Consider the following 22,883-nt stretch of genomic DNA (forward strand, 5'->3'; position numbering starts at 1 on the left):
TGCGGGCCGATATGTTTAACAGACTTCAATGAGCCGAGGTCGTTCACATTGGTTGGTCGGGCAAGGGTTCGCTGGACAGTGCACCCGTTTCCGCGGTTTCTAGGACGGCATAGGCGCTGCTGCAGAACAGCGAGTTGAGCCGTTTCATGTCGCCAATCATCTCCAGGTGCAGCGAGCTGGTTTCGATACTTTGCACCACTTTGCGTTGTAAGCGACTGACGTGGGCATGTGCCAGACGTCGCTCCTGAGCGCGGAAGCGGCGCTTCTCACGCAATAATTGGCGGGCGCTTTCGGGGTCGGCGCTGACGAAGACTGACAGGCCAAGGCGCAAGTTCAACAGCAATTGACTGTGCAGCCCCGTCAGTTCTTCCAGGCCTACCTCGGAGAACGAGCGGCGTTGCGAGGTCTTCTGTTGCTGGACCTTGCGCAGCATGCGTTCGATCAGATCGCTGGCCAGCTTGAGGTTGATCGCCAGCTCGATAATTTCTGCCCAGCGTCGGCTGTCCTGCTCGCCCAGGTCTTCCCGAGGCATCTGCGCCAGATAGAGTTTGATCGCGTTGTACAGCGCTTCGGCATCGTCGTTGAGGCGCCGCATTTCCAGGGTGACCGCCGTTTGCGTACCGCGCAGCACCCCGTGCATGGCGTCGAGCATGCTTTCGACCAGATCGCCCAGGCGTAGGGTCTCGCGCACGGCATTGGTCAGCGCCAGGCTTGGCGTTGCCAACGCCGTGGCGTCCAGATGCCGGGGTTTTGCCACGCCGTTGGTGTCGGGGCGTTCAGGCAATAGCCACGTGCACACCCGGGCCATGGGGCTGACGCTGGGTAACATCAGCAGGCAGCGCAGGGTGTTGTAGGTCAGGTGGAAGCTGATCACCAGGCTCTGGGCGCTGAAGTTCAGCGTATCCATCCACTTCACCAGCGGGTCCAGTATGGGAATGATCAGCAGCAGGCCGATCAGCTTGTACAGCAAGCTGCCAAGCGCAACCTGGCGCCCGGCGACGTTTTGCATGCTGGTACTCAGGAATGCCAGCAGGCCGCTGCCGATATTTGCCCCGATCACCAAACCGATCGCGACTGGCAGGCTGATGATTTCCGCGCCAGCCAGGGTCGCAGTTAACAGCACGGCAGCAAGGCTGGAGTAGGAAATCAGCGCGAACATTGCCCCGATGAGGGCGTCGAGCAGGAGGTCTCCGGTCAATGAGGCGAACAGTACCTTCACGCCCGCTGCCTGGGTAATGGGCGACGCAGCCGTGACGATCAGTTGCAGGGCCAGAATGATCAGGCCAAGGCCGATACCCACCCGCCCGAGTTGCCCGGCTCGGGTTTGCTTGCGCGACAGAAAAAAGATCACGCCGAGGAAAATCAGCAGTGGCGACAACCAGGACAAATCGAGCGTCAGCACCCGCGCCATCAGCGCGGTGCCGACGTCCGCACCGAGCATGATTGCCAGTGCCGGGGTTAAGGCCATTAGCCCTTGGCCGACGAAGGAAGTGACAAGCATCGCCGTGGCGTTACTGCTTTGCACCAGCGCAGTGACGAGGATCCCGGCGACGAAAGCCAACGGGCGCCTGGACATGTTCTGGCTAAGTACGCGACGCAATTGGGAGCCGTATACGCGGAGGATGCCGGTACGGACGATGTGCGTGCCCCAGATCAGCAAGGCAACGGCAGAAAGCAAATTGAGCAGGGTTAGCATACAAAGGCCCCCTGAGGTCACCCAAGCCGGGTGAGGATTAAAAGTGCAGCGTGTAGCGAACGAAGCGATGTAACCGAAGCGTTTTAGCGCTCACCTAAGCTTTAGTCGGCTTATGGCCTTGGCGCCAGCATCGCATAGGCAATACACGCTTTGAAACAAAACCGTCATAAATCAGTAGATTGAAAGTTCATAAAAAAACGGGGCACTCAATGCCCCGTTTGTTTTCAAGCGGTGCAGTTACTGACCAGGGATGTCCTTGCGCAGTTTGACCGGCTCGCTTTGTTTCTTCTTTTTCGCCATTTCGGTGCGCATCTTGATGTTGATGGCTTCTACCGCCAGCGAGAACGCCATGGCGAAATACACGTAGCCTTTAGGTACATGCACGCCGAACGATTCGGCAATCAGCACGGTACCGACCACCGTCAGGAAGGACAGCGCCAGCATCTTCAGTGATGGGTGCTTGTCTATGAAGTTACTGATGGCGCCTGCGCACGCCATCATCACCAGCACGGCGACGACGATGGCAGCAATCATGACGGGCACGTGAGAGACCATGCCGACCGCAGTGATCACCGAGTCCAGGGAGAACACGATGTCGATGATCGCGATCTGGATGATGGTGTAGAAGAACTGGCCGCCCTTGCCTTTGGGCACGTCGACGACTTCGTCTTCACCTTCCAGGCCGTGGTAGATCTCTTGGGAGCTTTTCCACAGCAGGAACAGGCCACCGAAGAACAGGATCAGGTCACGGCCGGAAAAACCCTTGCCGAAGACCTCGAACAGATCTGCGGTAAGGCGCATGACCCAGGCAATCGACAGTAACAGCAGGATACGCGTGATCATGGCCAGCGCCAGGCCGAAAATTCGGGTGCGCGGCTGCATGGCTTTGGGCATGCGGCTGACCAGAATCGAGATCATGATGATGTTGTCGATGCCCAGGACGATCTCCAGGGCAGTCAGCGTGAAAAAGGCAACCCAGATTTCCGGGTTGGTCAGCCATTCCATAGGTATTCCTTTATGCGGTTAATACCCCTATGTTACCCCGCCTCACGGGCCAACCCCGGTGGTGAGGGGTAACAACGGGATGAATCGAGTGCGTTATAGACTGCTGAAGAGCGGGAAAATCCCCATCAGTAAGGCGGCAAACATTATGCACAGGCAGACCAGCACTGCCCACTTCAAGGTAAAGCGCTGATGGTCACCGAATTCGATGCCGGCCAGTGCCACTAACAAGTAGGTTGAAGGCACCAGCGGGCTGAGCAAATGCACGGGTTGGCCAACGATAGACGCACGGGCCATTTCCACTGGGCTAATGCCGTAATGGCTGGCTGCCTCAGCGAGAATCGGTAACACCCCGTAATAAAAAGCATCGTTTGACATGAAAAATGTGAACGGCATGCTGACCAGCGCGGTGATGACGGCCAGATAAGGGCCGAGGGCATCGGGGATGACGGCCAACAGGCTTTTGGACATGGCGTTGACCATGCCGGTGCCCGACAGAATACCGGTGAAGATGCCTGCCGCAAAAATCAGCCCAACCACCGCTAGAACGCTACCCGCGTGTGCGGCGATGCGGTCTTTCTGCGCTTGCAGGCAGGGGTAGTTGACGATCATGGCAATACTGAACGCGACCATGAACAACACAGGCAGGGGTAGCAGGCCGGCGATCAGGGCCGCCATCAGGGCCAGGGTCAGGGCGCCGTTGAACCAGATCAACTTGGGCCGGCGCGCTTCCGGGAACTGCGAAACGCTGATTTCGCTGTGGTCGACGTCATCGTCCGACAGGTGCAGTTCACCCAGGCGAGCGCGCTCGCGTTTACCGTAGGCATAAGCAATCAGCAGGATCGCCACCACACCTGCCAGCATGGCCGGGATCATTGGTACGAAGATATCCGAAGGGTCAACATGCAGCGCACTGGCAGCACGCGCGGTTGGGCCGCCCCACGGGGTCATGTTCATCACGCCGCCAGCCAGAATGATCAAGCCCGCCATGATGCGCGGGCTCATGCCCACGCGGGCGTACAGCGGCAGCATGGCGGCCACGCAGATCATGTATGTCGTCGCGCCATCACCGTCGAGGGACACCACCAGCGCCAGCACGGCGGTGCCCACCGAGACTTTGACCGGATCGCCCTTGACCAGTCTGAGGATCAGGCGCACTGCCGGGTCGAACAGGCCCGAGTCGATCATCAAGGCGAAATACAGGATGGCAAACATCAACATCACGCCGGTTGGCGCTAGCTTGGTGATGCCTTCGAGCATCATCGGGCCGATGCCGGTAGCGAAACCACCGAACAAGGCAAATGCGATAGGTACAAGGATCAGCGCAATCAGTGCTGACAGGCGTTTGCTCATGATCAGGTACATGAACGTGACGACCATGGCGAAGCCGAGGAAGGTCAACATAGAGATACTCCAGATGTAGCGCGACGTGAGGAAGGCGAACCGAGCGAATCAGCGCTGGGTGGGCGGCGCGTGGAGTACAAGGGGGAATGGTGCGAAGAGAGGGGTAGTAGAGGGCATGAGAATCACCATGGTTGTTAACGCTTATTGTTGTTTACTGGGCCGGGTGACGTTGAAAACACATGCCCTGGCTGACCGGTCTTTTGCCGGTGGTGGTGCGATCCTAAAGGGGTAAGCTTTCAGCCAGCTTTCGTCGAACAAACATCTGACGCGTTGCCGTTTCGTTGAAGACGCAACCGTGGCGTGCCACAAGGGTTTCAATTTCATGTGATCTGAGAAGGAGCACGCTTGATGAGTCAGTCTCACACCGGTGGGTGCCATTGCGGCAGTCTGCGTTATCAGTTCAACGCCCCGCTGCAGGACATCGCCCACTGTCACTGTTCTATTTGCCGACGGGTTTCAGGTGGGCTGGTGACGACCTGGATTACGGTGCCGCTCACGTCGTTCGAGTGGCTGGTGGGCAGCCCGGCGTCTTACGACTCTGGTCCGACCTGTGTGCGTTATTTCTGCGCCAACTGCGGCGCACAGTTGGCGTTGTTCACCCGCAAAACGCCGGACAGCATGGACGTCACGGTCGCCACGCTGGATCACCCGGAGCAGGCCCCGGCAGCTCGGCATATCTGGACCGCCAATCGATTGCCGTGGTTGCATCTGGATGAGCATTTGCCCGAAGAGCGTGAGGAGTCGTTGTAGGTTTAACGCCTATGTTGCAGGACTAAGGCAGTTCCAGCCCACCTGCGGCCTTGTGCAACGTGCGCAGGTGGTCGCTGATCTGTTTGAGGTTGTCTTCGTTGGCGGCGATTTCTGCGGCGCGTTCGGGTTCAAGCAATGCGCGGACTTCTTTGTCCAGATCACCGGTCAAACGCTGCAATTGCTTCTGACGCTGGCTGCTTTCGTCTTCCAGGCGCTGCCATTCGCTGGCTTGGGGCAAGCCGTAGCCGCCGCTGTCGAGCAATTCTGCCGGGCGACTGAGGAAGCCGCTGCTGGCGAGAATTTCCCGCAAGGTGCCGGTCGCCTTGGAGACGCCGCCATCCTTCTGCTCCCTGGCACTGAGGTAGCGTTGCTTGACCTCCTCCTGGGCCAGTAACAGTTCTCGACGCAAGCTGGCTTGCTCCAGCAACAGCATCGCTGCGCTGGTGCGCAAATCGGCACTGGCAAACCACTCACGCCGCTCCTTGGAGGGCACCCCCAACCAGTCTTCTACCGTGGTCTGTTTGATCGGCAACTGTTTTTTGAGCACGTCGAACATCGCCTGATAGCGGTCGCGATAGGAATCGAAACGATACCCTAGGCGCAATGCCTCTCGCGGGTCTTTCAGTACGCTGGTGTCAGCCAATCCACGTGCATTGAGCACTTCCAGCAGCCCATTGGGGATAATGCTGTCCAGACCTTTGAGGCGTGGGTCATCGGTGCCACTGCGCAGCAGTTTCAGGGTTTCCACAGCGCAGTTGTTCGATATGAAGTAGTAGTTGCCGTCGTAACTCCAGTGCATCTCGGCCGCGTGCTCGACCAGGTCGTTGATTTGCGGCCGGGACAAATTCATCGGCACCGAGGCCAGGCTGCGCAGTTCGGTCTTGGTGTATTCGTCGATCACCTGGCCCAGCGGCAGGACGAACAAGCGCGACGGGTACACGCCGGTCAGACCGTCCCAACTGGAAAGCTGCACGTCGCCGACGAAGGCGCGGTAAGACAACACCAGGTGTTGATCCAGGTCCAGACGGCAATCCGGGCCACGAGGGCGTCCAGGTTTGCAGATCACCAGCCGCAACATGCTATGACCCCAGCGGCTGACCCAGTTCTGGTTGGCCTCGGCCAGCAGGTAGTCGACGGCGTACACACGCTCGGGGTCGATTGTGCCCAGAGGTTGACGGCCAAAGTCGCTGCCGGCGTTAAGGAACGGGAAGGACGTCCGGCACTCACTCCTGGCTGAGGGGGCCCAGTCGAAATTTTCTTTGTAGTACGCGTACAGCGCGGGACGACGGCAGGGGTAGTCCGGATCGAGGAGGAAATACTCCATGTTGACCGCGACGAACTCACGCGGGTTGCTGATTTCGTAGATGTCCGGACTACGGGCGACCTGGCGGTTGTGTTCCTCACGCTCGCCCCTGCGGCCGACGTATTGCTGCCAGCCGGCGAGGTCGAGCAGCCTCGGATCGTCGCTGAGGGTGAAGCGCCGGGCCGTTTGACCACGGCAGCGGTCGGGCAAACCAATCTTGCCCAGGCTATTGGCCTGACGCTGGCAATTGAGGATCAGCGAACGCTCGGCACCCGGCCATAGCGTGGCGCGATCATAGATATGGGTAAGTTCATGCAGCACAGTGGCGAGCATTTCCCGGCGCACGGTGCCGTGGGGGCGATTGGTTTTCTGGGTGGCCGCTGAGCCATCGGTCAGACCGGCCAGCAGATTGCTGTTCAAGTCGAGCTGATAGGGACCTGACGCTTGTCCGTATGCGTTGCTCGGCAGGTCTGCAGACCAACGAACGTCGATACGGCGGTCCAGTTGCTCGATAAAGCGCGGCGGCAAGGCCTGCAGGGCTTCATCGAGCAGTGTCTGGCTGGCTTGTTGCTGCGCCGGAGTGAGTCTGTCAGCGTTGAGCGACAGACTCAATGCGGCTGCGGCGCTGTTGCCGACCAGCAACAGCATTGAGGCCAGCAGCCAACCTGTGAGGCGCCTCACAGAGCAAGAATGGCTTCGGCCAGCGTTTGGTCACTGGCGTCTCGGGCTTCAGGCAGGCGAGCACGCAAGGTGTCGAACGCGGCCTCAAGCTGCACTCCGCGAATATCGCCTTTGCTGGCAACGTAGCTGGCAGCATCATCTTTGGCCTGGATCACGACTTTTGAGTCGCGGGTCGAGGTGGTGGTGTCAGAGGTGAAATCAATACTGCGGCCGAAGGCGCGGACGACAATGTTACTGGTTGCCTTCACAGTTTGAGCTTGAGCTACACCGGCCAACAACAAGAGGCCGAGGGCGGTAGCAATGAGCGGGGTACGCATGAAATGTCTCCGGAATACAAAAGATACAACATGATTATTGGACGAGGATTGCCTGCGCCAGTTCAAGATCACTGGCACGAAATTCTGGCTGGGTCTGACGGTGCTCTTCACGTAAAAAAGCCAACGCCGATTCAAGCTGTGCTCCTCGCAGTTGGCCATCACTGGCTATAAACGCTGCAGCATCATCCTGGGCGGCAAGTATCAGTTTATTGTCGAAGGGGGCGGAGGTCACTTTGCTGGTGACAAATCCGCTGGCGACCAGATTTTGTGTGGTCAGGTCAAACGCCTGGGCCTGGAGACTCCAAGTCAGGGCAACGAACAGAAGCAACAGAAAACGCATGGGTCGAAATAGCCAATAATTCGAGCGGCGAAGGCTAGCGTAATGCCCGGAGCAGAGCCAGCCCGACAGTTGCGGGCTAGCCGATTAGCCTCGAACGACGCTCGTTAGAGGGCCAGAATCGCTTGCGCCAGCTGAGTATCGGTGGCGCTGAGCTGAGGAGCCTGTTGGCGGATATGCGCCAGGGCGCCTTCCAGGTGTACACCACGGATGTCACCTTGGCTGGCGACAAAACTGGCCGCGTCGTCACGTGCCGCAAGAACGATTTTGTCATCCTTGAGCGACGACGAGACTTTGGACGTTGCATTGCTGGAGGCATCGAGCGCGCGGACTACAGCATCGGTGGTGACGACAAAACTCGAAGCGCTGGCGCCGGTAGCGACAGCCAGCAGGACTACAGCGCTAAGTAGGCGTAGGCGGGACATGATGAACTCCAATGACTGAAAGAGGTGAGCTAAGCACGCCCAAGCCTATCGCAGCGGCGCTGTACGCACCATCCTGCGTCAGCTCCAGTGCATAGTTAGCGACAATCGGCGCTTCTGTGGGGGTGTTATGTGGTTGAGAAGTAAGCAGAAAACAACTGTAGCGGTGGATTGAAGTGATTTGCAAACTGTACTTGTAGACTGTCTGGTCGTTCGTTTCTCAGCCTGATTCCGGATCTCTGAAATGACAAAACCCGTCGGCAGTTACCTGCGACGGGTCTTGTATGGAGCAATTCGGGTTGCTGGAGGGAGACCTATGGTCTGAGACCAGCGAGCGCTAGCTTAGCGCCAGAACGGCTTGCTCAACTCTTCGTAACGTTGCGATTCGCTAATCCCGGCGTCAGCCAGCAAACGTGCGTCCAGACGAGCCAGTTGGTGGCGGCTGGAGATGCGACGCTGCCAAAGCATCAGGTTGGCGAAAGCGCGAAGAGGCCATGCAGCTTTAGCGGTTGAAGCGGTATTTTCGTAGAACAGGTCGGAACTGAGTGTACGTTCCATGATGACTTCCTTCCGCTTGTGGCGGGTTTAGATAGTGGCTTGACTGGTGCCAATCTTCCTCCCTCTTGGCCAGTCCCTCCAGACACAGTTCACTTCAATTGTGCTGGTCCAGTTAACTGTTTATAGGGACTGTTTTGTTCGTATTTGGGGTAACTGTACTGGTCCGCACTTTAATGGCGCATTTTCGTGCTAATCAGGGGGTTTTTTCGATTTGAAAGCCTGGAAATGACCGGTACAGCAGTACAGTTTTCTGATTTAAGGGAAACATTGGGGTAGCTGACAGCACGAAAAAATCGTTGTCAGCTACCCACTCCAAAATCAGAGAGGCTGCATGCGCCCTGTTTCTTCCAGATTGATGTGCCAGCTGAGTGCTTCGCGCAGTACGTGTGGAGTGTGACCACCTATTTTGCAGGCTGCCGCGAAGTAGGCGTTGAGTGCTTCGCGATAATCCGGGTGCACACAGTTGTCGATAATCACCCGTGCGCGCTCCCGTGGTGCCAGGCCGCGCAAGTCAGCCAGGCCTTGCTCGGTCACCAGGATATCCACGTCATGTTCAGTGTGATCGACATGGCTGACCATCGGCACAACGCTGGAGATCGCACCGCCCTTGGCAATAGACTTGGTGACAAAAATCGCCAAGTGCGCGTTACGGGCAAAATCTCCCGAACCGCCAATGCCATTCATCATCCGCGTGCCGCAGACGTGGGTGGAGTTGACGTTGCCGTACAGGTCGAATTCCAGTGCGGTGTTGATGCCGATAATCCCCAGGCGGCGAATGACCTCAGGATGGTTTGAGATCTCCTGTGGACGCAGCACCAGCTGTGGCTTGTAGTGCTCCAGCTTGTTGAACACTTCGTCGTGCTTGGCGGCAGACAAGGTGATGGAGCTGCCAGATGCAAAGATCAGTTTGCCGGAGTCGAACAAGTCAAATGTCGAATCCTGAAGCACTTCGGAGTACATGGTCATGTCATGGAACGGTGAGTCCAGCAGACCGTGCATCACTGCGTTGGCGATGGTGCCAATGCCTGCCTGAAGTGGCATCAGGCTGTTGGTCAACCGATCTGCGCGCACTTCGCTTTTGAAAAACTCCACCAAGTGGCTGGCGATAGCCTGTGTTTCTTCGTCAGGTGGCAGGACTGTCGAGTGCGAGTCAGGTTGATTGCTGATCACAATGCCGATGATCTTCGCCGGGTCGATCTGCACGGCGTGGCTGCCGATGCGGCTGTCAGGCTTCAGTACCGGGATCGGCAGGCGGGTTGGACGGTAGCTTGGGATGTAGATGTCGTGCAGGCCTTCCAGCTCAAGTGGCTGAGCAAGGTTGATCTCGACGATCACTTCTTTGGCCAGAATGGCGAAGCTGGCTGAGTTGCCCACCGAAGTACTCAGGATCAGATGCCCTTCTTCGGTGATGGCCACGCATTCGATCACAGCCAGGTCAACGGCTTTGATCTGGCGGTTACGTAACTGCTCAACGGTGTCGGACAGATGCTGATCGATAAACATCACCGAGCCATCGTTGATTGCTTTGCGCAGGGTGCTGTCGACCTGAAACGGCATGCGACGGGACAGCACACCGGCTTCGGTCAATTGTTTATCGAGGTCATTGCCGAGGCTGGCGCCGGTCATCAGGCTGATTTTCAGCGGAGACACTTTGGCGCGCTCGGCCAGTGCCTGAGGCACAGCCTTGGCTTCGCCTGCACGGGTAAAGCCGCTCATACCGACGGTCATGCCGTCCTGGATCAGGGCTGCGGCATCTGCCGCGCTCATCACCTTGTTGAGCAGAGAAGGCAAGCGGATACGGTCACGGTACATGGATTTTCATCTCGGGCGGTGGAAGCAAGACCTGCAGTCTAGTGAGTTGAGCATTTTTCGTCCCGCTACCATGGTCGCATTCACGTGCTCTAATTATAGTGCGTGATGTAAAACACCGTTGTGACAGATGTAAAAATCCCCGGCGATTTCGGTGCCAGGGATTGTTTTGAAGCGTGCACTTGCAGCGTGCCAGTATCGAAGCGTTATTCGATGGCTTTGACCATGTCCTCAATCACTTTCTTGGCATCGCCGAACACCATCATGGTTTTGTCCAGGTAGAACAGTTCGTTGTCCAGGCCTGCATAGCCGCTGGCCATAGAGCGCTTGTTGACGATCACGGTCTTGGCTTTGTAAGCCTCAAGGATCGGCATCCCGGCAATTGGCGATTTAGGGTCATTCTTCGCTGCCGGGTTGACCACGTCGTTGGCGCCCAGCACCAGAACCACGTCAGCTTGGCCGAACTCGGAGTTGATGTCCTCCATCTCGAACACCTGGTCGTAAGGCACTTCTGCCTCGGCCAGCAGTACGTTCATGTGCCCCGGCATCCGCCCTGCAACCGGATGAATGGCGTACTTCACCGTGATGCCACGATGGGTGAGCTTCTCTGTGAGCTCCTTTAGTGCGTGTTGCGCCCGAGCCACTGCCAAGCCATAGCCTGGAACGATGATCACCGTGTCGGCGTTGCTCAGGAGGAAGGTGGCGTCATCTGCCGAACCGGATTTGACCGGCCGCGCTTCTTTGTCACCCGCTGGGCCCGCCGCGTCCGCATGACCGCCGAAGCCGCCGCCGATGACGTTGAAGAACGAGCGGTTCATCGCCTTGCACATGATGTACGAGAGGATTGCACCCGAAGAGCCCACCAGCGAACCGGCGATGATCAGCATCGAGTTGTTCAGCGAGAAACCGATCCCTGCCGCTGCCCAGCCCGAATAGCTGTTTAGCATCGACACCACGACCGGCATGTCTGCGCCGCCGATAGGGATGATCAGCAGCACGCCGAGAACGAACGCCAACGCCAGCATCAGGGCGAACGCATTCAGATTGCCGCTCACTATAAAGATGACGCCAAACGTCAGTGTCGCCAGGCCAATGGCCAGGTTAAGTTTATGCTGGCCGGCAAACTGTACGGGTGCGCCCTGGAACAGGCGGAATTTGTACTTGCCCGAGAGCTTGCCGAAAGCGATCACCGAACCGGAGAAGGTGATGGCGCCAATGGCGGCCCCGAGGAACAGTTCCAGACGGTTGCCCGCTGGAATGGCGTCACCCAGGTGCCGAACGATGCCCAGCGATTGCGGCTCGACGACGGCTGCGATGGCGATGAACACAGCTGCCAGGCCGATCATGCTGTGCATGAAGGCGACCAGTTCCGGCATCTTGGTCATTTCAACGCGCTTGGCCATGATCGAACCGGCCGTGCCGCCGACCAACAGGCCAAAGATGATGTAGCCAATGCCGGGGGCGGCCATCTCGGAGCCGAGTTTGTAGACCAGGCCAACGGTGGTGATCACTGCCAGCGCCATGCCGAGCATGCCGAACAGGTTGCCGCGTCGCGATGTGGTGGGGTGAGACAAGCCCTTGAGCGCCTGAATGAAGCAGATCGAGGCGATCAGGTACAGCGTAGTGACCAGATTCATGCTCATGGCTTCTGCACCTCAACCTTGGCTTTGGGTGCTTTTTTCTTGAACATTTCCAGCATGCGTCGGGTGACCAGGAAGCCACCGAACACATTCACGGCAGCCAGCGTCACCGCCAGGGTGCCCATGGTCTTGCCCAGCGGCGTTACGGTCAGCGCGGCGGCCAACATGGCGCCGACGATGACAATGGCCGAGATGGCGTTAGTCACGGCCATCAGTGGCGTGTGCAGTGCAGGCGTTACGTTCCAGACCACGTGATAACCGACATAAATCGCCAGCACGAAGATGATCAGGTTGTAGATGCCAGGGGAGATCAGCTCTTCCATTATTTTTATCCTTAGCCGTTCTTGCGGATGACTTGGCCGTCGCGGCACATCAGGCACGCGGCGACGATGTCGTCTTCGAGATTGATCTGCAGCTGCCCTTCAGGGGTGAACAGCAGCTTCATGAAGTCCAGCAGGTTGCGTGCGTAGAGCGCAGAGGCATCAGCCGCGACCATCGCAGGCAGGTTGGTATAGCCGACGATGGTCACGCCGTGTGCGCTGACTACTTGATCGGCCACGGTCAGTGGGCAGTTGCCGCCCTGAGCCGCCGCAAGATCAATGACGACCGAGCCTGGTTTCATCTGCGCGACGGTCTCGGCGCTGAGCAGCACAGGCGCCTTGCGACCCGGAATCAACGCGGTGGTGATCACGATGTCGGCCAGTTTGGCGCGCTCGTGGACCGCGACGGCCTGGCGTTGCATCCAGCTGGCCGGCATCGGCCGGGCGTAACCGCCGACGCCGACCGCGCATTCACGCTCTTCGTCAGTCTCGTAAGGCACGTCGACGAACTTGGCGCCGAGGGATTCGATTTGTTCCTTCACCGCAGGACGCACGTCGGATGCTTCGATCACCGCGCCCAGACGCTTGGCGGTGGCAATCGCCTGCAGCCCCGCTACACCGGCACCAAGGATCAGCACGCGGGCGGCCTTCACGGTACCTGCAGCAGTCATCAGCATCGGCATGAAGCGCGGATAGTGATGCGCGGCCACCAGCACGGCTTTATAGCCGGCGATGTTGGCTTGCGAGGACAGCACGTCGAGGCTTTGCGCGCGCGAGGTACGCGGCGCGGCTTCAAGGGCGAAGGCGGTAATGCCGCACTCTGCCATCTTGCCAATCGTTTCGTTGTTGAACGGATTGAGCATGCCCACGACGATCGTGCCGCTCTTGATGTGGGTCAGCTCGCTGTCGCTGGGTGCGACAACTTTGAGAATCAGCTCGGCACCGAAGGCATCCGTGGCGCTACCAATGGTGGCGCCCGCCGCTTCATAGGCACTGTCCGGAACACTGGCAGTGACGCCTGCGCCGCTTTGCACAGTGACCCGATGGCCTTGGCCGATCAGCTTCTTAATGGTTTCCGGGGTTGCGGCAACCCGCGTTTCACCCGCATGGGTTTCGAGAGGAATACCAATGTGCACGTTATATCTCCTGCGTAATCTTTTTATCTTGTTATCTATTTTAAATAGGCCAGCGCACTACGGATGGTGCTGCCGGGGCGTCAGATCAGCGCGATCCCGCCGTGAAAGGCGGGGGCGGCATTTTGCAGGCGAAGTTTGATCCCTTCAACAAGTTCTGAACTGTGACTGAATATTAACTACAAGTCACCCTGTGACTCAATGTCGCAAGGCCAGGGCTAACGCTCATGATTACCGGGCCCGCAGGGACTTTTAATGAGGTTTAATGAAATTCAGGATTCGCAGTGTGAATAACCCTACGGTGCTTTAACTCAAGCTGCAGTCCGCGGTTTCAGGCTTTTTGAGCCATTACCGATGCCATCCGTACAGTTGATGTAAAAGCGACATATTCGTACATCTGTAGGCGTCTCTAGCAGCTGACTACAAGGTCAGTTAATGGCTGCGGGCCGCTCGGTGATTAGCGCATAGCTATGAGCCTGTCCCACGAGCCAGTCGCGAAATGCGCGTAAAGACGCTGATTCCACCTTTCGCTCCGGAATCATCAGGTAATAGGCCTTGATACTCGATAGCGCGTGGGTGTTGGCAATGACCAAGCGCTTCTCGGCCAGTTCGCGCTGGATCAGGAAGGGCGGAATCAAGGCAATCCCCATCTCGTGCATGGCGGCTTGGGCAAGCATGGAGAATAGCTCGTAACGCGGCCCTGTCATGTCGCGGGGAATATTCAGGTTCAGAGAGCCGAACCACTGGCGCCAGGCATAGGGGCGTGTGGTTTGTTGCAGCAAAGGTAATTCAGCAATTGCCTGTGCGCTCAGCGTGTCGAAATTGCCCAAAAGATTGGGGCTGCACACCGGCATCGGGTTTTCCCCCATCAGCCGATGTGACTCGGTACCGGACCAGTCCGCGTCACCAAAATAGATCGCTGCGTCAAAGTCGGTGTCGGCAAACAGAAATGGCCGCGTGCGGTTGGTGAGATTGACCGTTACGTCGGGATGGCATTGCTGGAAATCCTTGAGTCGCGGCAGCAACCACTGAGTGCCAAAGGTCGGCACAACCGCCAGCTCAATCACGTTAGCGCCCTGCTGACCCATGACCGATAGCGTGTCACGCTCGACCGCATCCAGTTGGGTTGCCACGCGACGACTATAAGAAAGCCCGGCTTCGGTCAGTTTCACGCCGCGGCGTGAGCGTCGGAAGAGTTCGACATTAAGGAACTCTTCCAAGCCGGCGATCTGTCGGCAAATGGCGCCTTGAGTGAGGGAAAGCTCTTGCGCCGCCTTGGTAAAGCTCTCGTGTCGGGCTGCCGCCTCGAAGCTGATGAGTGCGGTTGTGCTGGGGATCTTTCTGCGCATGTACCTCTACCTCACTAGTCGATCACCGGAAAAAGCCTTTTTTGATCGTCACGGAGTGAGAAATTAGCACAACAGCATGCAAAATCCTCGTTTGCCGTATTCCTTAAGCCAGCCTAGGATCAGTCCCACGACTTTTGACCAATCTTCACGAGGACTCGCTCATGGGCGGCAAAGCAAGCTTCAACTGGATCGACCCGCTGTTGCTGGATCAACAGCTCACTGAAGAAGAGCGCATGGTGCGTGACAGCGCTGAACAGTTTGCCCGTGACAAGCTGGCACCGCGTGTTCTTGAAGCCTTTCGCCATGAGCATACTGATCCTGCCATTTTTCGCGAAATGGGTGAAATCGGTCTGTTGGGCGCGACCATCCCTGAGCAATACGGCGGCAGCGGTCTGAATTACGTGTGCTACGGCTTGATCGCTCGCGAAGTTGAGCGCGTCGACTCCGGCTATCGCTCCATGATGAGTGTTCAGTCCTCTCTGGTGATGGTGCCAATCAACGAATTCGGTACCGAAGCACAGAAACAGAAATACCTGCCCAAACTGGCCACCGGCGAATGGATTGGTTGTTTCGGTCTTACCGAGCCTAACCACGGCTCCGATCCGGGCGCGATGATTACCCGTGCCAAGAAGGTTGACGGCGGCTATCGCCTGTCTGGCAGCAAAATGTGGATCACTAACAGCCCGATTGCGGATGTATTCGTTGTCTGGGGTAAAGACGATGCGGGCGACATTCGCGGTTTCGTTCTGGAAAAAGGCTGGGCGGGCCTGACTGCGCCGGCTATCCACGGCAAGGTGGGTCTGCGTGCCTCGATCACTGGCGAGATCGTGATGGACAACGTGTTCGTGCCCGAAGAAAACATCTTCCCGGACGTCCGTGGCTTGAAAGGTCCTTTCACCTGTCTTAACTCGGCACGTTACGGGATTTCGTGGGGCGCGTTGGGGGCTGCCGAGTTCTGCTGGCACACCGCACGTCAATACACCCTGGATCGTCATCAGTTCGGGCGCCCGTTGGCGGCGACTCAGCTCATCCAGAAGAAGCTGGCTGACATGCAGACTGAAATCACCTTGGCCTTGCAGGGATGCTTGCGCTTGGGTCGGATGAAAGACGAAGGCACTGCTGCGGTCGAAATCACCTCGATGATGAAGCGCAACTCATGCGGCAAGTCTCTGGACATTGCACGGATGGCGCGGGACATGTTGGGCGGCAATGGCATCTCCGACGAGTTCGGTGTTGCCCGTCATTTGGTCAACCTGGAAGTCGTGAATACCTATGAAGGTACCCATGACGTCCATGCGCTGATCCTGGGTCGTGCACAGACTGGCATTCAAGCCTTCTATTAAGTAGCGGCTTTCAGCTTTCTATCTATAAAGGAAAAGGAGTCAGCCGATGGGCGCGCTTTCACATCTACGGGTCCTCGACTTGTCGCGGGTTCTTGCTGGACCTTGGGCCGGACAGATTCTTGCTGACCTCGGTGCCGAGGTGATCAAGGTCGAACGCCCAGGCAATGGCGATGACACTCGCGCCTGGGGCCCTCCGTTCCTTAAGGACGCCGAGGGCGAGAACACCAGTGAAGCGGCGTATTACCTGTCGGCCAACAGGAACAAGCAGTCAGTCACCATAGACTTCACCCGGCCTGAGGGTCAGAAGTTGGTGCGGGAGCTGGCTGCCAAGTCCGACATCGTCATCGAGAACTTCAAGGTCGGTGGGTTGGCGGCATATGGCTTGGACTATGAGGCGCTAAAAGCCATCAATCCCAAGCTTATCTATTGCTCGATCACCGGGTTTGGCCAAAGCGGTCCTTATGCCAAGCGGGCCGGCTACGATTTCATGATTCAAGGCCTTGGTGGTTTGATGAGCCTTACGGGGCGTCCGGAGGGTGATGAGGGCGCCGGGCCGGTCAAGGTCGGTGTGGCGCTGACGGACATTCTTACCGGGCTCTATTCGACGGTTGCGATTCTGGCGGCTCTCGCTCACCGGGATCAGGGCGGTGTTGGTCAGCATATCGATATGGCTTTGCTTGATGTGCAAGTGGCTTGTCTGGCCAATCAGGCGATGAACTACCTGACGACCGGGGTGGCGCCACGCAGGTTGGGCAACGCTCATCCCAATATCGTGCCGTACCAGGATTTTCCCACTGCTGATGGCAACTTCATCCTTACGGTGGGTAATGACGGTCAGTTCAGAAAGTTCGCCGAGGTTGCCGGGCAACCGCAGTGGGCTGAAGATCCGCGCTTCCTGACTAATAACCTGCGCGTTGCCCATAGGGCCGAACTGATCCCTCTCATCCGCCAGGCGACGGTTTTCAAGACCACCGCTGAATGGGTGACTGCGCTCGAGCGTGCCGGCGTGCCGTGTGGGCCGATTAACGACCTGGCACAGGTGTTTGCTGATCCACAGGTTCAGGCGCGCGGGCTGGCTATTACTATGCCGCACGCGCTGGCCGGAAGTGTGCCTCAGGTCGCCAGCCCTATCCGGTTGTCTGAGACGCCGGTTGAGTATCGTCTTGCCCCGCCGCTATTGGGTGAACATACGTTGGAGGTATTAGAGCGTGTCCTGGGTCTGGATGCCGACGCTGTAGATGTTCTGCGCCAGGCAGGTGTGCTGTAGCCATATAGCTATATATAGAGGGCTGATTTAAGGCTATCCATTAGCGTTTACTGGCATGTTTTACCAATGTGACAGGTTTATGAAATTAGGTGTTGACGCCCCAGCTAATCTCTCTATAATTCGCACCTCTTCCGGAGCAGATGAAACGGAAAACTCCTTGTAAATCAAAGAGTTATCCAGAGTAAGCGGCGAGGAAGGGGTTTTGATCTTCTGGATCGAAAGCGGTAGAAAAGAGGTGTTGACAGCAGCGTGTAACGCTGTAGAATTCGCCTCCCGCTAACGAGAGACGTGAAGTTGATCGAAGCGCAAGTGGTTGAAGTTGCAAAGGAAACTTTGAAACTTGTTAAAATAACCGCTTGACAGCAACAGGGGCTGCTGTAGAATGCGCGCCTCGGCTGAGACGAAAGATCTCAACCACCCGCTCTTTAACAATTGAATCAAGCAATTCGTGTGGGTGCTTGTGTTGTAAGACTGAAGTCAACTGATTATCAGCATCACAAGTTACTCCGCGAGAAATCAAAGATGTAACCAACGATTGCTGAGCTAAGTTTAGGGTTTTGTCAAAACCCAAAGATGTTTGAACTGAAGAGTTTGATCATGGCTCAGATTGAACGCTGGCGGCAGGCCTAACACATGCAAGTCGAGCGGCAGCACGGGTACTTGTACCTGGTGGCGAGCGGCGGACGGGTGAGTAATACCTAGGAATCTGCCTGGTAGTGGGGGATAACGTTCGGAAACGGACGCTAATACCGCATACGTCCTACGGGAGAAAGCAGGGGACCTTCGGGCCTTGCGCTATCAGATGAGCCTAGGTCGGATTAGCTAGTTGGTGAGGTAATGGCTCACCAAGGCTACGATCCGTAACTGGTCTGAGAGGATGATCAGTCACACTGGAACTGAGACACGGTCCAGACTCCTACGGGAGGCAGCAGTGGGGAATATTGGACAATGGGCGAAAGCCTGATCCAGCCATGCCGCGTGTGTGAAGAAGGTCTTCGGATTGTAAAGCACTTTAAGTTGGGAGGAAGGGCATTAACCTAATACGTTAGTGTTTTGACGTTACCGACAGAATAAGCACCGGCTAACTCTGTGCCAGCAGCCGCGGTAATACAGAGGGTGCAAGCGTTAATCGGAATTACTGGGCGTAAAGCGCGCGTAGGTGGTTCGTTAAGTTGGATGTGAAATCCCCGGGCTCAACCTGGGAACTGCATTCAAAACTGTCGAGCTAGAGTATGGTAGAGGGTGGTGGAATTTCCTGTGTAGCGGTGAAATGCGTAGATATAGGAAGGAACACCAGTGGCGAAGGCGACCACCTGGACTGATACTGACACTGAGGTGCGAAAGCGTGGGGAGCAAACAGGATTAGATACCCTGGTAGTCCACGCCGTAAACGATGTCAACTAGCCGTTGGGAGCCTTGAGCTCTTAGTGGCGCAGCTAACGCATTAAGTTGACCGCCTGGGGAGTACGGCCGCAAGGTTAAAACTCAAATGAATTGACGGGGGCCCGCACAAGCGGTGGAGCATGTGGTTTAATTCGAAGCAACGCGAAGAACCTTACCAGGCCTTGACATCCAATGAATCTGCTAGAGATAGCGGAGTGCCTTCGGGAGCATTGAGACAGGTGCTGCATGGCTGTCGTCAGCTCGTGTCGTGAGATGTTGGGTTAAGTCCCGTAACGAGCGCAACCCTTGTCCTTAGTTACCAGCGCGTAATGGCGGGCACTCTAAGGAGACTGCCGGTGACAAACCGGAGGAAGGTGGGGATGACGTCAAGTCATCATGGCCCTTACGGCCTGGGCTACACACGTGCTACAATGGTCGGTACAGAGGGTCGCCAAGCCGCGAGGTGGAGCTAATCCCAGAAAACCGATCGTAGTCCGGATCGCAGTCTGCAACTCGACTGCGTGAAGTCGGAATCGCTAGTAATCGCGAATCAGAATGTCGCGGTGAATACGTTCCCGGGCCTTGTACACACCGCCCGTCACACCATGGGAGTGGGTTGCACCAGAAGTAGCTAGTCTAACCTTCGGGAGGACGGTTACCACGGTGTGATTCATGACTGGGGTGAAGTCGTAACAAGGTAGCCGTAGGGGAACCTGCGGCTGGATCACCTCCTTAATCGAAGACATCAGCTTCTTCATAAGTTCCCACACGAATTGCTTGATTCATTGAAAAAGACGATTTAGAAGCAGCCCGAAATTGGGTCTGTAGCTCAGTTGGTTAGAGCGCACCCCTGATAAGGGTGAGGTCGGCAGTTCGAATCTGCCCAGACCCACCAATTTTGTGTGGGAAACGCCTGTAGAGATACGGGGCCATAGCTCAGCTGGGAGAGCGCCTGCCTTGCACGCAGGAGGTCAACGGTTCGATCCCGTTTGGCTCCACCACTTACTGCTTCTGTATTGTAGAGTTTAGAAATGAGCATTCCATCGATTGGATGGTGAATGTTGATTTCTAGTCTTTGATTAGATCGTTCTTTAAAAATTTGGGTATGTGATAGAAAGTTAGACCGGGCAGCACTTTCACTGGTGGTGTTACGGGCTAAGGTAAAATTTGTGAGTTAAATTGCGAATTTTCGGCGAATGTCGTCTTCATAGTATAACCAGATTGCTTGGGGTTATATGGTCAAGTGAAGAAGCGCATACGGTGGATGCCTTGGCAGTCAGAGGCGATGAAAGACGTGGTAGCCTGCGAAAAGCTTCGGGGAGTCGGCAAACAGACTTTGATCCGGAGATGTCTGAATGGGGGAACCCAGCGGTCATAAGACCGTTACCTTACACTGAATACATAGGTGTATGGAGCGAACCAGGGGAACTGAAACATCTAAGTACCCTGAGGAAAAGAAATCAACCGAGATTCCCTTAGTAGTGGCGAGCGAACGGGGACCAGCCCTTAAGCTGTATTGAGATTAGCGGAACGTTCTGGAAAGGACGGCCATAGTGGGTGATAGCCCTGTACGCGAAAATCTCTTTGCAGTGAAATCGAGTAGGACGGAGCACGAGAAACTTTGTCTGAATATGGGGGGACCATCCTCCAAGGCTAAATACTACTGACTGACCGATAGTGAACTAGTACCGTGAGGGAAAGGCGAAAAGAACCCCGGAGAGGGGAGTGAAATAGATCCTGAAACCGTATGCGTACAAGCAGTGGGAGCCCACTTTGTTGGGTGACTGCGTACCTTTTGTATAATGGGTCAGCGACTTATTTTCAGTGGCGAGCTTAACCGAATAGGGGAGGCGTAGCGAAAGCGAGTCTTAATAGGGCGTCTAGTCGCTGGGAATAGACCCGAAACCGGGCGATCTATCCATGGGCAGGTTGAAGGTTGGGTAACACTAACTGGAGGACCGAACCGACTACCGTTGAAAAGTTAGCGGATGACCTGTGGATCGGAGTGAAAGGCTAATCAAGCTCGGAGATAGCTGGTTCTCCTCGAAAGCTATTTAGGTAGCGCCTCATGTATCACTGTAGGGGGTAGAGCACTGTTTCGGCTAGGGGATCATCCCGATTTACCAACCCGATGCAAACTCCGAATACCTACAAGTGCCGAGCATGGGAGACACACGGCGGGTGCTAACGTCCGTCGTGAAAAGGGAAACAACCCAGACCGTCAGCTAAGGTCCCAAAGTTATGGTTAAGTGGGAAACGATGTGGGAAGGCTTAGACAGCTAGGAGGTTGGCTTAGAAGCAGCCACCCTTTAAAGAAAGCGTAATAGCTCACTAGTCGAGTCGGCCTGCGCGGAAGATGTAACGGGGCTCAAACCATACACCGAAGCTACGGGTATCACTTAGGTGATGCGGTAGAGGAGCGTTCTGTAAGCCTGTGAAGGTGAGTTGAGAAGCTTGCTGGAGGTATCAGAAGTGCGAATGCTGACATGAGTAACGATAATGGGTGTGAAAAACACCCACGCCGAAAGACCAAGGTTTCCTGCGCAACGTTAATCGACGCAGGGTTAGTCGGTCCCTAAGGCGAGGCTGAAAAGCGTAGTCGATGGAAAACAGGTTAATATTCCTGTACTTCTGGTTATTGCGATGGAGGGACGGAGAAGGCTAGGCCAGCTTGGCGTTGGTTGTCCAAGTTTAAGGTGGTAGGCTGAGATCTTAGGTAAATCCGGGATCTTAAGGCCGAGAGCTGATGACGAGTGTGCTTAGGCACACGAAGTGGTTGATGCCATGCTTCCAAGAAAAGCTTCTAAGCTTCAGGTAACCAGGAACCGTACCCCAAACCGACACAGGTGGTTGGGTAGAGAATACCAAGGCGCTTGAGAGAACTCGGGTGAAGGAACTAGGCAAAATGGCACCGTAACTTCGGGAGAAGGTGCGCCGGTGAGGGTGAAGCATTTACTGCGTAAGCCCATGCCGGTCGAAGATACCAGGCCGCTGCGACTGTTTATTAAAAACACAGCACTCTGCAAACACGAAAGTGGACGTATAGGGTGTGACGCCTGCCCGGTGCCGGAAGGTTAATTGATGGGGTTAGCTAACGCGAAGCTCTTGATCGAAGCCCCGGTAAACGGCGGCCGTAACTATAACGGTCCTAAGGTAGCGAAATTCCTTGTCGGGTAAGTTCCGACCTGCACGAATGGCGTAACGATGGCGGCGCTGTCTCCACCCGAGACTCAGTGAAATTGAAATCGCTGTGAAGATGCAGTGTATCCGCGGCTAGACGGAAAGACCCCGTGAACCTTTACTATAGCTTTGCACTGGACTTTGAATTTGCTTGTGTAGGATAGGTGGGAGGCTTTGAAGCGTGGACGCCAGTCTGCGTGGAGCCAACCTTGAAATACCACCCTGGCAACTTTGAGGTTCTAACTCAGGTCCGTTATCCGGATCGAGGACAGTGTATGGTGGGTAGTTTGACTGGGGCGGTCTCCTCCTAAAGAGTAACGGAGGAGTACGAAGGTGCGCTCAGACCGGTCGGAAATCGGTCGTAGAGTATAAAGGCAAAAGCGCGCTTGACTGCGAGACAGACACGTCGAGCAGGTACGAAAGTAGGTCTTAGTGATCCGGTGGTTCTGTATGGAAGGGCCATCGCTCAACGGATAAAAGGTACTCCGGGGATAACAGGCTGATACCGCCCAAGAGTTCATATCGACGGCGGTGTTTGGCACCTCGATGTCGGCTCATCACATCCTGGGGCTGAAGCCGGTCCCAAGGGTATGGCTGTTCGCCATTTAAAGTGGTACGCGAGCTGGGTTTAGAACGTCGTGAGACAGTTCGGTCCCTATCTGCCGTGGACGTTTGAGATTTGAGAGGGGCTGCTCCTAGTACGAGAGGACCGGAGTGGACGAACCTCTGGTGTTCCGGTTGTCACGCCAGTGGCATTGCCGGGTAGCTACGTTCGGAATAGATAACCGCTGAAAGCATCTAAGCGGGAAACTAGCCTCAAGATGAGATCTCACTGGGACCTTGAGTCCCCTGAAGGGCCGTCGAAGACTACGACGTTGATAGGTTGGGTGTGTAAGCGCTGTGAGGCGTTGAGCTAACCAATACTAATTGCCCGTGAGGCTTGACCATATAACACCCAAGCAATTTGCGTCGAAAGAGCAGATTGCGGT

Annotated in this window: 16 protein-coding genes, 2 tRNA genes and 2 rRNA genes; 7 read left to right on the forward strand and 13 right to left on the reverse strand. The window is 56.3% G+C overall.

The features are described 5' to 3' along the window. Positions 1 to 43: 43 nt before the first annotated feature. From RGU44_RS20155 to RGU44_RS20165, 3 genes are all read right to left on the reverse strand, one after another. Positions 44 to 1,696, reverse strand: coding sequence for a Na/Pi cotransporter family protein (locus RGU44_RS20155; RefSeq protein WP_322177204.1), 1,653 nt, complete (start codon positions 1,694 to 1,696; stop codon positions 44 to 46). 237 nt (positions 1,697 to 1,933) lie between these two features. Continuing rightward, positions 1,934 to 2,701: a TerC family protein gene (locus RGU44_RS20160; protein ID WP_322218775.1), complete on the reverse strand. Its 768-nt coding sequence runs from the start codon at positions 2,699 to 2,701 to the stop codon at positions 1,934 to 1,936. 93 nt (positions 2,702 to 2,794) lie between these two features. Next, positions 2,795 to 4,102 (reverse strand): CitMHS family transporter, encoded by a 1,308-nt coding sequence (locus RGU44_RS20165; RefSeq protein WP_322177206.1) that lies wholly within the window; start codon positions 4,100 to 4,102, stop codon positions 2,795 to 2,797. A 348-nt stretch (positions 4,103 to 4,450) separates the two neighbouring features. On the opposite strand from RGU44_RS20165, the gene RGU44_RS20170 reads away from it, so the two are divergent. Continuing rightward, complete coding sequence (locus RGU44_RS20170) at positions 4,451 to 4,852, forward strand: GFA family protein (RefSeq protein ID WP_322177207.1); 402 nt, start codon at positions 4,451 to 4,453, stop codon at positions 4,850 to 4,852. Positions 4,853 to 4,874: 22 nt separating this feature from the next. On the opposite strand, the gene RGU44_RS20175 is transcribed toward RGU44_RS20170, so the two are convergent. The 10 genes from RGU44_RS20175 to RGU44_RS20220 form a co-directional block, all read right to left on the reverse strand. Continuing rightward, on the reverse strand, positions 4,875 to 6,836 hold the full coding sequence (locus RGU44_RS20175; RefSeq protein ID WP_322218778.1) for a DUF4105 domain-containing protein: 1,962 nt from the start codon (positions 6,834 to 6,836) through the stop codon (positions 4,875 to 4,877). Beyond that, entirely contained in the window at positions 6,833 to 7,153 is a 321-nt protein-coding gene (locus RGU44_RS20180) for a DUF2388 domain-containing protein (RefSeq protein ID WP_322177209.1), read from the reverse strand. The genes RGU44_RS20175 and RGU44_RS20180 overlap by 4 nt, the downstream gene beginning before the upstream one ends. 34 nt (positions 7,154 to 7,187) lie before the next feature. Continuing rightward, a complete protein-coding gene (locus RGU44_RS20185) occupies positions 7,188 to 7,493 on the reverse strand; it encodes a DUF2388 domain-containing protein (protein WP_322177210.1) in 306 nt (101 codons plus the stop codon). A 104-nt stretch (positions 7,494 to 7,597) separates the two neighbouring features. Beyond that, the gene (locus RGU44_RS20190) at positions 7,598 to 7,915 is read right to left on the reverse strand and encodes a DUF2388 domain-containing protein (RefSeq protein ID WP_322177211.1); all 318 of its coding nucleotides are present in this window, start codon (positions 7,913 to 7,915) and stop codon (positions 7,598 to 7,600) included. A gap of 339 nt (positions 7,916 to 8,254) precedes the next feature. After that, the gene (locus RGU44_RS20195) at positions 8,255 to 8,470 is read right to left on the reverse strand and encodes a DUF1127 domain-containing protein (RefSeq protein WP_219063263.1); all 216 of its coding nucleotides are present in this window, start codon (positions 8,468 to 8,470) and stop codon (positions 8,255 to 8,257) included. 318 nt (positions 8,471 to 8,788) lie between these two features. Further along, positions 8,789 to 10,282, reverse strand: coding sequence for an acetyl-CoA hydrolase/transferase family protein (locus RGU44_RS20200; protein ID WP_322177212.1), 1,494 nt, complete (start codon positions 10,280 to 10,282; stop codon positions 8,789 to 8,791). Positions 10,283 to 10,485: 203 nt separating this feature from the next. Further along, a complete protein-coding gene (locus RGU44_RS20205; protein ID WP_322177213.1) occupies positions 10,486 to 11,922 on the reverse strand; it encodes an NAD(P)(+) transhydrogenase (Re/Si-specific) subunit beta in 1,437 nt (478 codons plus the stop codon). Next, entirely contained in the window at positions 11,919 to 12,242 is a 324-nt protein-coding gene (locus RGU44_RS20210) for an NAD(P) transhydrogenase subunit alpha (protein WP_219063260.1), read from the reverse strand. Before RGU44_RS20210 ends, RGU44_RS20205 begins: the two co-directional genes overlap by 4 nt. Before the next feature lie 11 nt (positions 12,243 to 12,253). Then, positions 12,254 to 13,375 carry a Re/Si-specific NAD(P)(+) transhydrogenase subunit alpha gene (locus RGU44_RS20215; RefSeq protein WP_322218782.1) on the reverse strand — a complete coding sequence of 374 codons (1,122 nt, stop codon included), beginning with the start codon at positions 13,373 to 13,375 and terminating at the stop codon, positions 12,254 to 12,256. 425 nt (positions 13,376 to 13,800) lie between these two features. Beyond that, complete coding sequence (locus RGU44_RS20220; RefSeq protein ID WP_322177216.1) at positions 13,801 to 14,721, reverse strand: LysR family transcriptional regulator; 921 nt, start codon at positions 14,719 to 14,721, stop codon at positions 13,801 to 13,803. A 161-nt stretch (positions 14,722 to 14,882) separates the two neighbouring features. Here RGU44_RS20220 and RGU44_RS20225 point away from each other — a divergent pair, with 161 nt between their 5' ends. The 6 genes from RGU44_RS20225 (at position 14,883) to RGU44_RS20250 (ending at position 22,842) form a co-directional block, all read left to right on the forward strand. Further along, the gene (locus tag RGU44_RS20225; RefSeq protein ID WP_322177217.1) at positions 14,883 to 16,064 is read left to right on the forward strand and encodes an acyl-CoA dehydrogenase; all 1,182 of its coding nucleotides are present in this window, start codon (positions 14,883 to 14,885) and stop codon (positions 16,062 to 16,064) included. Positions 16,065 to 16,110: 46 nt separating this feature from the next. After that, on the forward strand, positions 16,111 to 17,331 hold the full coding sequence (locus tag RGU44_RS20230; protein WP_322218785.1) for a CaiB/BaiF CoA-transferase family protein: 1,221 nt from the start codon (positions 16,111 to 16,113) through the stop codon (positions 17,329 to 17,331). A gap of 579 nt (positions 17,332 to 17,910) precedes the next feature. Continuing rightward, positions 17,911 to 19,449 (forward strand): 16S ribosomal RNA (locus RGU44_RS20235). Between the two features lie 83 nt (positions 19,450 to 19,532). Further along, a tRNA-Ile gene (locus RGU44_RS20240) sits at positions 19,533 to 19,609 on the forward strand. Positions 19,610 to 19,639: 30 nt separating this feature from the next. Continuing rightward, a tRNA-Ala gene (locus RGU44_RS20245) sits at positions 19,640 to 19,715 on the forward strand. Positions 19,716 to 19,951: 236 nt separating this feature from the next. Further along, positions 19,952 to 22,842 (forward strand): 23S ribosomal RNA (locus RGU44_RS20250). Together the 16S and 23S rRNA genes with 2 tRNA genes alongside form the textbook arrangement of a ribosomal RNA operon. Positions 22,843 to 22,883 lie beyond the last annotated feature (41 nt).

It is taken from the genome of Pseudomonas sp. 5C2 (assembly GCF_034314155.1).
GTDB lineage: Bacteria > Pseudomonadota > Gammaproteobacteria > Pseudomonadales > Pseudomonadaceae > Aquipseudomonas.

Coding starts and splice junctions, on each gene's coding strand:
- RGU44_RS20155 (WP_322177204.1), bottom strand. CDS start 1,696: ATGCTAACCCTGCTCAATTTGCTTTCTGCCGTTGCCTTGCTGATCTGG.
- RGU44_RS20160 (WP_322218775.1), bottom strand. CDS start 2,701: ATGGAATGGCTGACCAACCCGGAAATCTGGGTTGCCTTTTTCACGCTG.
- RGU44_RS20165 (WP_322177206.1), bottom strand. CDS start 4,102: ATGTTGACCTTCCTCGGCTTCGCCATGGTCGTCACGTTCATGTACCTG.
- RGU44_RS20170 (WP_322177207.1), top strand. CDS start 4,451: ATGAGTCAGTCTCACACCGGTGGGTGCCATTGCGGCAGTCTGCGTTAT.
- RGU44_RS20180 (WP_322177209.1), bottom strand. CDS start 7,153: ATGCGTACCCCGCTCATTGCTACCGCCCTCGGCCTCTTGTTGTTGGCC.
- RGU44_RS20185 (WP_322177210.1), bottom strand. CDS start 7,493: ATGCGTTTTCTGTTGCTTCTGTTCGTTGCCCTGACTTGGAGTCTCCAG.
- RGU44_RS20190 (WP_322177211.1), bottom strand. CDS start 7,915: ATGTCCCGCCTACGCCTACTTAGCGCTGTAGTCCTGCTGGCTGTCGCT.
- RGU44_RS20195 (WP_219063263.1), bottom strand. CDS start 8,470: ATGGAACGTACACTCAGTTCCGACCTGTTCTACGAAAATACCGCTTCA.
- RGU44_RS20200 (WP_322177212.1), bottom strand. CDS start 10,282: ATGTACCGTGACCGTATCCGCTTGCCTTCTCTGCTCAACAAGGTGATG.
- RGU44_RS20205 (WP_322177213.1), bottom strand. CDS start 11,922: ATGAGCATGAATCTGGTCACTACGCTGTACCTGATCGCCTCGATCTGC.
- RGU44_RS20210 (WP_219063260.1), bottom strand. CDS start 12,242: ATGGAAGAGCTGATCTCCCCTGGCATCTACAACCTGATCATCTTCGTG.
- RGU44_RS20220 (WP_322177216.1), bottom strand. CDS start 14,721: ATGCGCAGAAAGATCCCCAGCACAACCGCACTCATCAGCTTCGAGGCG.
- RGU44_RS20225 (WP_322177217.1), top strand. CDS start 14,883: ATGGGCGGCAAAGCAAGCTTCAACTGGATCGACCCGCTGTTGCTGGAT.
- RGU44_RS20230 (WP_322218785.1), top strand. CDS start 16,111: ATGGGCGCGCTTTCACATCTACGGGTCCTCGACTTGTCGCGGGTTCTT.